The 9,529-nt window shown below is 75.0% G+C and carries 8 protein-coding genes and 1 pseudogene; 5 read left to right on the top strand and 4 right to left on the bottom strand.

Annotated elements, in window-relative coordinates; genetic code table 11:
• Window positions 1–126: 126 nt before the first annotated feature.
• Window positions 127–990, top strand: a pseudogene (locus C6N75_RS09200) (amino acid deaminase/aldolase); the annotation flags it as partial.
• Window positions 991–1,070: 80 nt separating this feature from the next.
• Here the strand turns inward: C6N75_RS09200 and C6N75_RS09195 are convergent.
• Window positions 1,071–1,994, bottom strand: coding sequence for a DUF2510 domain-containing protein (locus C6N75_RS09195; RefSeq protein ID WP_105868372.1), 924 nt, complete (start codon window positions 1,992–1,994; stop codon window positions 1,071–1,073).
• 83 nt (window positions 1,995–2,077) lie between these two features.
• Here C6N75_RS09195 and C6N75_RS09190 point away from each other — a divergent pair, with 83 nt between their 5' ends.
• Entirely contained in the window at window positions 2,078–2,638 is a 561-nt protein-coding gene (locus C6N75_RS09190; protein ID WP_105868370.1) for a hypothetical protein, read from the top strand.
• Here C6N75_RS09190 and C6N75_RS09185 read toward each other — a convergent pair.
• Genes C6N75_RS09185 through C6N75_RS09175 form a run of 3 tightly spaced genes read right to left on the bottom strand, consistent with a single transcriptional unit; the run spans window position 2,625 to window position 6,275 of the window.
• Entirely contained in the window at window positions 2,625–3,455 is an 831-nt protein-coding gene (locus C6N75_RS09185; protein WP_258177304.1) for a 3-oxoacyl-ACP reductase, read from the bottom strand. The genes C6N75_RS09190 and C6N75_RS09185 overlap by 14 nt on opposite strands.
• 5 nt (window positions 3,456–3,460) lie before the next feature.
• Window positions 3,461–4,840, bottom strand: a complete 1,380-nt coding sequence (locus tag C6N75_RS09180) for an aldehyde dehydrogenase family protein (protein ID WP_105868367.1) — start codon at window positions 4,838–4,840, stop codon at window positions 3,461–3,463.
• Between the two features lie 55 nt (window positions 4,841–4,895).
• Window positions 4,896–6,275: a glutamine synthetase family protein gene (locus C6N75_RS09175; RefSeq protein WP_105868366.1), complete on the bottom strand. Its 1,380-nt coding sequence runs from the start codon at window positions 6,273–6,275 to the stop codon at window positions 4,896–4,898.
• Window positions 6,276–6,352: 77 nt separating this feature from the next.
• Here C6N75_RS09175 and C6N75_RS09170 point away from each other — a divergent pair, with 77 nt between their 5' ends.
• From C6N75_RS09170 to C6N75_RS09160, 3 genes are all read left to right on the top strand, one after another.
• Window positions 6,353–7,102 carry a FadR/GntR family transcriptional regulator gene (locus tag C6N75_RS09170; protein ID WP_181160409.1) on the top strand — a complete coding sequence of 250 codons (750 nt, stop codon included), beginning with the start codon at window positions 6,353–6,355 and terminating at the stop codon, window positions 7,100–7,102.
• 177 nt (window positions 7,103–7,279) lie between these two features.
• Entirely contained in the window at window positions 7,280–8,722 is a 1,443-nt protein-coding gene (gene eat, locus C6N75_RS09165) for an ethanolamine permease (RefSeq protein ID WP_105868365.1), read from the top strand.
• A gap of 83 nt (window positions 8,723–8,805) precedes the next feature.
• Window positions 8,806–9,489: a gamma-glutamyl-gamma-aminobutyrate hydrolase family protein gene (locus C6N75_RS09160; protein WP_105868364.1), complete on the top strand. Its 684-nt coding sequence runs from the start codon at window positions 8,806–8,808 to the stop codon at window positions 9,487–9,489.
• Window positions 9,490–9,529: the final 40 nt, after the last annotated feature.

The following is a 9,529-nucleotide window of genomic DNA, read 5'->3' as shown; positions in this document are numbered from 1 at the left end:
GTCGAGCTGCGCCGGGTCGTCCACCATGACCGTCACCGCGCCGGCCAGCTTGGCGTCCCCGGCCAGTTCGGCGAAGCCGGCCTGGTCCGCGGAGGGGTAGGCGAGCAGCACGTCGTCGAACCCGGCGCGGTGACGGTCATGGTGGACGACCCGGCGCAGCTCGACCTGATCGACTGCGCCCGGGACGGCGGCCGGGAGGAGATCCGGGTCTGCCTGGAGCTGGACACCTCGCTGCGGCTGCTGGGCGGCCGGCTGCGGGTCGGCGCGCGCCGCTCGCCGCTGCGGGAGCCCCAGCAACTGGCCGAGCTGGCCCGCTCGGTGGCCCGTCGCCCCGGCTTCCGGCTGGTCGGGCTGATGGCGTACGAGGGGCACGTGGCGGGTGTCGGGGACGCGGTGGCCGGGCGGCCGCTGCGCTCGCGCGGCATCCGGTTGATGCAGGCGGCGGCCCGCCGGGAGCTGGCCGTGCGGCGGGCGGCGGCGGTGGCGGCGGTCCGGGCGGTGGCGCCGGGGCTGGAGTTCGTCAACGGCGGCGGTACGGGCAGTGTGCAGCACACCGCGGCGGAGGCGGCGGTGACCGAGGTGGCGGCCGGGTCGGGGCTCTTCCAGCCGCGCCTGTTCGACCACTACACGTCGTTCGCCGGGCGGCCGGCCGCGCTGTTCGCCCAGCCGGTGGTGCGCCGCCCCGGGATGGGCTGTGTGACGGTGCTCGGCGGCGGCTACCCCGCGTCGGGGGTGGCGGGCGAGGACCGGCTGCCGGTCCCGTACCTGCCGGAGGGGCTGCGCTACGACCCGATGGAGGGGCCGGGCGAGGTGCAGACCCCGCTGCTGGGCACGGCCGCCGACGACCTGCTGATCGGGGACAAGGTGTGGTTCCGGCACGCCAAGGCGGGTGAGCTGTGCGAGCGGTTCGACACCCTGCGTCTGATCGAGGGGGACCGGGTGACCGCGTCGGTGCCGACGTACCGGGGCGAGGGGCGCACCTTCCTCTGAGGCCCGGCTGGGGCCCGGCCGACCCCCGGTGGAGGCCCCGGCGTCCGGGACGCTCGGGGGCGGGGGGCGCTCGGAGGCGCTCAGGGGCCGATGGTGCTGCCCACGCCGCCGCCGGTGGCGTCGCCGATGGGCCGGATGCCGGCGGTGATCTCGTCCATGGCGGCCGGCGGCGGCGCGCCGGGGACGCTGTTCAGCGCGATGCGCACCACCACCGGGGCGCCGCTGCCCAGCGGCGAGGGGAAGGCGACGGTCTGCACGTGCCCGCCGGGGCCCTTGCCGGTGACGACCCGCCAGCGGACCAGGTGGCCGGTGCGGCCGGCGACGGTGACGGACCGTTCGGCGACGACCTGGTGCGAGCGGATGCCGCCGTAGGCGCGGGTGCCGAGGGTGTCCTCGCCGAACGCCTCCTCGGCGGCGTCCTCGATGTCGGCGCGGGCGATGGTCCGGGCGCTGCCGTCGCCGGTCGTGTGGGCGGTGCGGGAGGTGACGGTGCCGCGCCGGCAGGACCGGGCGGGGGCGGCGGGGCAGTCGTCCTGGGCGACGGTGGCGGCGAGCGGCACGTCGACGGTGGTGAACTCGGGCCGCTCCCAGCCGTCGAGGACCGGCAGGGTCACGCCGTTGAGCTGGTCGGTGAGGACGGTGGGGTCGCCCCCGTCCGCTCCCTGCTCCTCGTCGGGAGACGGGCCGCCGGCCGGGGAGGCGGAGGCCGTCGCCCGGCTGCCGGACGGGGTGGCGGGGCCGGGGGCGGCGGCGCCGGAGCCGCCGTCCGGGCGGAGCAGCACCACCGTGAGGGTGACCGCGGCGGCCACGGCCGCCGCGGCGAGCAGCACCGGTGCGGTCCTGCGCCTGCCCCGGGGCGGCGTCGGCGGGCCGAAGCCGCCGGGGGCGGCCGGGGCGCCGGGCGCCGGACGGGTGTGGCCGCTCCACGCGGCGCCGTCCCACCAGCGTTCGACGGCGGGGGCGGCGGGGTCCGGGTACCAGCCGGGCGGAGTCGTCATGGCCATGGCCGCCACTGTAGGCAACGGTCGGGCGCGGGGGTTGCCGAGGGGCGTTGACAGGAGGACCGGTCCCCGGGAGGGTGCCGATCGTGTTCAGATCGGGAGTGGGCTTCTTCGCACTGTTCGGGCTCGGCTGGCTGCTGCTGGGAGTCGCCGCGCTCCCCGGGCCGGCCCGCTGGGTCGCGGTCGGCGCCGGCGCCGTGGTGGCCCTGGTGCTGATGCTGGCGGCGCGCCGCAGGCTGCCGGCCTCCGCGGGAGGCCCGCTGCCGCCCCTGCGGCGGCGCAGGTTCGGCCAGGTGAACGCGGTGCAGTGGCTGCTGATCGCCGGCATCGCGGTGGGCTGCGGCCGGGGCGGGGTGCCGGAGTTGATCCCGCCGCTGGTCGCGCTGGTGGTGGGGCTGCACTTCGTACCGCTGGCGGCGGTCTTCGAGCAGCCCCGGCTGCGTACGGCTGCGGCCCTGCTGTGCGCGGTGGCGGCGGCCGGGCTGGTCGTCCTGGCGTCCGGCGGGTCGGCGACGCAGGTCCGGACGCTGGTCGGTTCGGGCTGCGCGCTGACCCTGTGGGCGATGGCCGCGTGGACCGTCCGCGGGCCGCGGGCGGCGGGCCCGTCCGGGCGTCCGGACGCCGGTGGCGCGGCTACAGCGGGGTGACGTAGGCGCCGGAGATGCCGCCGTCCACCAGGAAGTCGGTGGCGTTGACGAACGAGGAGTCGTCGCTGGCGAGGAAGGCGACCGCGGCGGCGATCTCCTCGGCCTCGGCGAACCGGCCGACCGGGATGTGCACCAGCCGGCGGGCGGCGCGCTCCGGGTCCTTGGCGAACAGCTCGCGCAGCAGCGGGGTGTTGACCGGCCCCGGGCACAGGGCGTTGACCCGGATGCCCTCCCTGGCGAACTGCACGCCCAGCTCGCGGGACATCGCCAGCACCCCGCCCTTGGAGGCGGTGTAGGAGATCTGGCTGGTGGCGGCGCCCATGACGGCGACGAAGGAGGCGGTGTTGATGATGGAGCCGCGGCCCTGGCGACGCATGTAGGGCAGGGCCGCCTTGCAGCAGAGGTAGACCGAGGTGAGGTTGACGTCCTGGACGCGCTTCCAGGCCTCCAGGCCGGTCTCCAGGATGGAGTCGTCGTCGGGCGGGGAGATGCCCGCGTTGTTGAAGGCGATGTCCACGCTGCCGTAGGCGTCGTACGCCGTCTTGAACAGCGCCTCGACCTGCTCGGGGTCGGTGACGTCGACCCGTGCGAAGAGTCCGCCCACCTCGTCGGCGGCGGCCTTGCCGGCCCGTTCGTCGATGTCGCCGCAGACCACGCGGGCGCCCTCGGCGGCGAGCCGGCGCGCCGCGGCGAGCCCGATGCCGCTGCCGGCTCCGGTGATCACGGCGGTGCGGCCGACCAGCCGGCGGCACACCGGGGCCGCGGGCGCGGCGGACGTGCCCGGGACGGCGGGGGTGGTGTCGGGGGTGTCGGTCATCGGGGTCAGACCTCCGTGCTCAGGAAGACGTTCTTGGTCTCGGTGAAGGCGGTGAGGGCGTCGGGGCCCAGTTCGCGGCCGATGCCGGACTGCTTGAAGCCGCCGAACGGGGTCCAGTAGCGGACGGACGAGTGGGAGTTGACCGAGAGGTTGCCGGCCCGCACGGCGGCGGAGACCCGCAGGGCGCGGCCGACGTCCCGGGTCCACAGCGAGCCGGCCAGGCCGTGGTCGGTGGCGTTGGCCAGGCGTACCGCGTCGGCCTCGTCCTCGAAGGGCAGGACGACGGCGACGGGTCCGAAGACCTCCTCCACGGCCACCGGGTCGTCGGGCGCGGCCGCGGTGAGGACGGTCGGCGGGAACCAGAAGCCGGGGCCCTCCGGGGCCTTGCCGCGGATCGCGGGGGCGGCCTCGTCCACGTACCCGCGGACCCGGTCGAGCTGGGCGCGGGAGATCAGCGGGCCCATCAGGGTCGCCTCGTCGGACGGGTCGCCGACCCGCACGGCCTCGACGGCCGGGGCCAGCAGCTCCAGGAAGCGGTCGTACACGGAGGCCTGGACCAGGATCCGGGTGCGGGCGCAGCAGTCCTGGCCGGCGTTGTCCAGGAAGGACATCGGGGTGGCGGCCGCGGCGGCTGCCACGTCGGCGTCGGCGAAGACGATGTTGGGGCTCTTGCCGCCGAGTTCGAGGGTGACCCGCTTGAGCCGGTCCGCCGCCTTGGCCATGATCGACTTACCGACGCGGGTGGAGCCGGTGAACACGATCTTGGCGACGTCGGGGTGCTCGACCAGGGCGTCGCCCGCGACGGGTCCGGTGCCGGGCAGCACCTGGAACAGCCCTTCCGGCAGTCCGGCCGCCAGGGCGAGTTCGGCGAGCCGGAGCGCGGTGAGGGGAGTGGTCTCGGCGGGCTTGAGGATCACCGCGTTGCCGGCGGCCAGGGCGGGCGCGGCGCCCCAGGCCGCGATCGGCATGGGGAAGTTCCAGGGGGCGATCACGCCGATGACGCCGAGCGGTTCCAGGATCGTGACGTCCAGTCCGCCGGGGACCGGGATCTGCCGGCCGTTGAGCCGCTCCGCTCCCCCGGCGGCGTAGTCCAGCAGGTCGCGGACGTTGCCCGCCTCCCAGCGGGCGTTGCCCAGGGTGTGTCCGGCCTCGGTCACCTCAAGGCGGGCCAGCTCCTCGATGTGCTCGTCGACGACGGTGGCGAAGCGGCGCAGCAGCCTGGCCCGGTCGGCCGGGGCGGCCGCCGCCCACCCCCGTTGGGCGGCGACGGCGCGGGTCACGGCGGCGTCCACGTCGGCCGTGCCGGCGGCCGGGACGGTGGCGACGGTCTCCTCGGTGGCGGGGTTCAGGACGGTGAGCTGGGTGGTTTCCCGAAGGTCGGTCACGGGTTTCCTCACGTGCGGGCGTGCCTGGGGGACGGGGTGCGGCGGTACGGGGTGGTCAGAGCCGCTCGAAGCAGCGGCGCAGCTCCCAGTCGGTCACCGCGGCGTCGTAGGCGGCGAGTTCGACCCGCGCCATGTTGAGGTAGTGGGCCACCACCTCGTCGCCGAACGCGGCCTTGGCGATGGGGCTGGACTCCCACAGCTCGGCGGCCTCGCGCAGGGTGGACGGCACGGTGGGCAGGCCGGCCGTGTAGGCGTTTCCCTCGCACGCGTCGGGGAGTTCGAGCTTGTTCTCCACCCCGTACAGTCCGGCGGCGACCAGTCCGGCGACGGCCAGGTAGGGGTTGACGTCCCCGCCGGGCAGCCGGTTCTCGAAGCGCAGCGAGCGGCCGTGGCCGACCACCCGGAGCGAGCAGGTGCGGTTGTCCGGGCCCCAGGCGACGGCCGTCGGCGCGAAGGAGCCGGGCTGGAAGCGCTTGTAGGAGTTGATGTTCGGGGCGTAGAGGAGGGTGAAGTCCCGCAGGGCGGCGAGCTGTCCGGCCAGGAAGTGCCGCATCAGCGGGGACATCCCGTACGGGTCGTCCGGGTCGCCGTCTCCGGCCGCCATCGCGTTGCGCCCGTCGGCGTCCTGCAAGGACAGGTGGATGTGGCAGGAGTTGCCCTCGCGCTGGTCGTACTTGGCCATGAAGGTGAGCGACAGGCCCTCCTGGGCGGCGATCTCCTTGGCCCCGGTCTTGTAGACGGCGTGCTGGTCGCAGGTGGTGAGGGCCTCGTCGTAGCGGAAGGCGATCTCGTGCTGGCCGGGGTTGCACTCGCCCTTGGCGGACTCCACGGTCAGTCCGGCGGCGGCCATCTCGTTGCGGATGCGGCGCAGCAGCGGCTCGACCCGGCCGGTGCCGAGCACGGAGTAGTCGACGTTGTACTGGTTGACCGGGGTCAGGCCGCGGTAGCCGGCGTCCCAGGCCTGCTCGTAGCTGTCCTTGAAGACGATGAACTCCAGCTCGGTGCCGGCGTGCGCGGTGTAGCCCAGCTCGGCGAGCCGGTCCAACTGGCGGCGCAGGATCTGGCGCGGCGCGGCGGTGACCGGGGAGCCGTCCTGCCAGACCAGGTCGGCCGTCAGCAGGGCGGTGCCCGCGTTCCAGGGGACGCGGCGCAGGGTGGCGAGGTCGGGGCGCATGGCGAAGTCGCCGTAGCCGCTGTCCCAGGAGGACATGGCGTAGCCGTCGACGGTGTTCAGCTCGACGTCCACGGCCAGGAGGTAGGCGCAGCCCTCCGCGCCGTGTTCCAGTACCTCGTCGAGGAAGAACGGCGCGGCGAACCGCTTGCCGGCCAGCCGGCCCTGCATGTCGGGGAAGGCCAGGACGACGGTGTCGATCTCGCCGCTCGCGACGAGGGCGCGCAGCTCCTCGACGGTGAGCGGGGGTGTGCGGTCTGCCACGGGGATGCTCCTCCTTCGGCCAGCCGGGAGCCATAAGGTATGACGGAAGACCTTTGCTTGGGAAGGGGAGGACGGACGTGGCGGCGAACGAGTCCGGCGGGGGCGGGGCGGTCGGCGGCGGCACCGGCCTGGACGCGGTGCTGCGGCCGGTGCGGGCGGGCAGCGGTTTCGAGGAGGCGCTGGCGCAGATCCTGCGGGTGGTGCGACTGGGGCTGGTGCCGGGCGGGGAGCGGCTGCCGGCCGAGCGGGAGCTGGCGGAGCGGATGGGCATCAGCCGGGTGACCCTGCGCGAGGTGCTGAAGGTGCTCGCCGAGCAGGGCCTGGTGGAGAGCCGGCGCGGGCGCTACGGCGGCACGTTCGTGCTGCGCCGGGAGCGCTCGGCCGACGAGGAGGAGCTGCGCCGGCGGGTGGCGGCGGTCGACCTGGAGGACGCGCTGCGCTTCCGGGAGGTGCTGGAGGTGGGGGCGGCCGGGCTGTGCGCGGCGCACGGGCTGCCGGACGCCGGGGCCGAGAGGCTGCGGACGGCGCTGCGGGCCACCCGCGACGCCCCGCTCGACGAGTACCGGCGGGCCGACACCCTGCTCCACCTCACCCTCGCCGAACTGTCCGGCTCGCCGTCGCTGACCGCGCAGTACGCGGCGGTCCGGGCGACCGTCAACGACCTGCTGGACTGCATCCCGCTGCTGGTGCGCAACCTGGAGCACTCGCAGGCGCAGCACACCGCGCTGGTGGAGGCGGTGCTGGAGGGGGACGCGGACGGGGCGCGCGAGGTGATGCGGGAGCACTGCCTGGGCACCGCGGCGCTGCTGCGCGGCTTCCTGGCCTGAACCGGCGGCGACGGGGCAGGCTCCCCGCAGTCATCACGGCCCCGCCTCCGAGCCCGGTCCGAGCCTCTGGCCCACCGAAACCTGAAAGTAACGCACGGGTCTTGCCAGTGCCGCTCCCCCGCCGCAATGGTATGTAGCCATTCCATTGGGCCCCGAATGCTGAGCGGGAGCACTGCCATGACACTGGACGACACCAAGGATGCCGCGGCCCCGGCGGACGACTACCTCACCCGCCGGACTCTGCGCCGGGGCAGCGCGGGCTGGCTGCTGCTGACCGGTCTCGGCGTCGGGTACGTCGTCTCCGGGGACTTCTCCGGCTGGAACATCGGCCTGTCCGAGGGCGGCTTCGGCGGCCTCGCCATCGCCACCGTCCTCATGGGCGTGATGTACGCCTGCCTGGTGTACGCGCTGGCCGAGCTCTCCGCCATCCTGCCCGCCGCGGGCGGCGGTTACGGCTTCGCCCGCCGGGCGCTCGGCACCTGGGGCGGATTCCTCACCGGCACCGCGATCCTCATCGAGTACGTGCTCGCGCCGGCCGCGATCTCCATCTTCATCGGCGACTACGTCGAGTCGCTCGGCCTCTTCGGCCTGGAGTCCGGCTGGCCGGTCTACCTCGCCTGCTTCGCGATCTTCATCGGCATCCACCTCTGGGGCGTCGGCGAGGCGCTGCGCTTCAGCCTCGTCGTCACCGCCATCGCCGTCGCCGCCCTGCTGATCTTCGCGGTCGGCGCGTTCACCGAGTTCCACGCCGACGGCCTGAACGACATCCCGGTGGACGCCTCCGCCCTCGGTTCCAACTCCTGGCTGCCCTACGGCCTGCTCGGCATCTGGGCGGCCTTCCCCTTCGGCATGTGGTTCTTCCTCGGCGTGGAGGGCGTGCCGCTGGCCGCCGAGGAGGCCAAGGACCCGGTCCGCTCCATGCCCAGGGCGCTCTCCCTCTCCCTGCTGATCCTGGTGGCGCTGGCCGTGCTGACCTTCTTCGCCGCCACCGGCGCCCGCGGCTCGGCCGCCATCCAGGAGGCCGGAAACCCCCTGGTGGTGGCCCTACAGGGGGACGGCGAGCCGACCGCGCTCAGCCGCTTCGTCAACTACGCCGGCCTGGCCGGCCTGGTCGCCTCCTTCTTCTCCCTCATCTACGCCGGCTCCCGGCAGCTCTTCGCCCTCTCCCGGGCCGGCTACCTGCCCCGCTTCCTCTCCCTCACCTCCCGCCGCAAGTCCCCCTACCTGGGCCTGCTCATCCCCGGCGCGATCGGCTTCGCGCTGGCCGCGGGGACCGGGAACGGTGCCCGGATGCTGAACATCGCGGTGTTCGGCGCGACCATCTCGTACGCCCTGATGGCGCTGTCCCACATCGTGCTGCGCCGCCGCGAGCCGGAGCTGCCGCGCCCGTACCGCACCCCCGGCGGCATCGCGACCTCCACCACCGCCTTCGTCCTGGCGCTGTCCGCGCTGGTGGCGACCTTCCTGGTCGACGTGACCGCCGCGCTCATCGCCCTCGCGGTCTACGCCGTCGCCCTCGCCTACTTCGCCTTCTACAGCCGGCGCCACCTGGTCGCCGCCGCCCCCGAGGAGGAGTTCGCCGCCCTCGCCGCGGCGGAGGCCGAACTGACCCGCGACTGAGCGGCCACCCCGCACCCGCACGTACGTTGGACGCGGGAGGGCCCGTGGCACGGCTCGCTCCGCACGAGGAAAGGACCCCAACCGTGGCCAAGCCGCTGATCGGCGTGACGACCTACCTGGAGCCGGCCGCCTGGGGGGTGTGGCGGTTGCCCGCCGCCCTGCTCCCGGCCGGCTACCCCCGGCTGGTCCAGGCCGCCGGCGGCACCGCGGTCCTGCTGCCGCCGGACGCCCCGGAGGCGGCGGCCGAGGTGGTCTCCCGGCTGGACGCCCTGGTGGTGGCCGGCGGGGCGGACGTGGAGCCGGTGCACTACGGGGCCGAACCGGACCCGCGCACCGGACCCCCGGCCCGGGAGCGGGACGCCTGGGAGCTGGCCCTCATCGACGCCGCGCTGGCCGCCGGCGCCCCGCTGCTCGGCATCTGCCGCGGCATGCAGCTCCTCAACGTCCACCTCGGCGGAACCCTCATCCAGCACCTCGACGGTCACACCGCCGGCCCCGGCGAGTTCGTCCACCACGACGTCAAGCCCGTCCCCGACACCCTTTTGGCCGCCCTCACCCCCGAGGCGGCCGCCGTCCCCTCCTACCACCACCAGGCGGTCGACCGCCTCGGCCGGGGCCTGGCCCCCTGCGCCCACGCCGAGGACGGCACCGTCGAGGCCGTCGAGGCCGCCGGCCCCGCCTGGGTCCTCGGCGTCCAGTGGCACCCCGAGATGGGCCACGACCTGCGCGTCATGGAGGGCTTGGTGGCGGCCGCCCGAGCGCGCTGATCCGCGACCCGCGCCGCCGGCGGCGCGGGTCGCGGATCAG

The sequence above is a fragment of the Streptomyces solincola genome (genome assembly GCF_002982015.1).
Taxonomy (GTDB): Bacteria; Actinomycetota; Actinomycetes; order Streptomycetales; family Streptomycetaceae; genus Streptomyces; species Streptomyces solincola.
This window is presented reverse-complemented; position numbering and strand designations above follow the sequence as displayed.

Excerpts from the sequence above, each read along its gene's own strand:
- C6N75_RS09195 (WP_105868372.1), bottom strand. The coding sequence starts at position 1,994 with ATGGCCATGACGACTCCGCCCGGCTGGTACCCGGACCCCGCCGCCCCC.
- C6N75_RS09185 (WP_258177304.1), bottom strand. The coding sequence starts at position 3,455 with ATGACCGACACCCCCGACACCACCCCCGCCGTCCCGGGCACGTCCGCC.
- eat (WP_105868365.1), top strand. The coding sequence starts at position 7,280 with ATGACACTGGACGACACCAAGGATGCCGCGGCCCCGGCGGACGACTAC.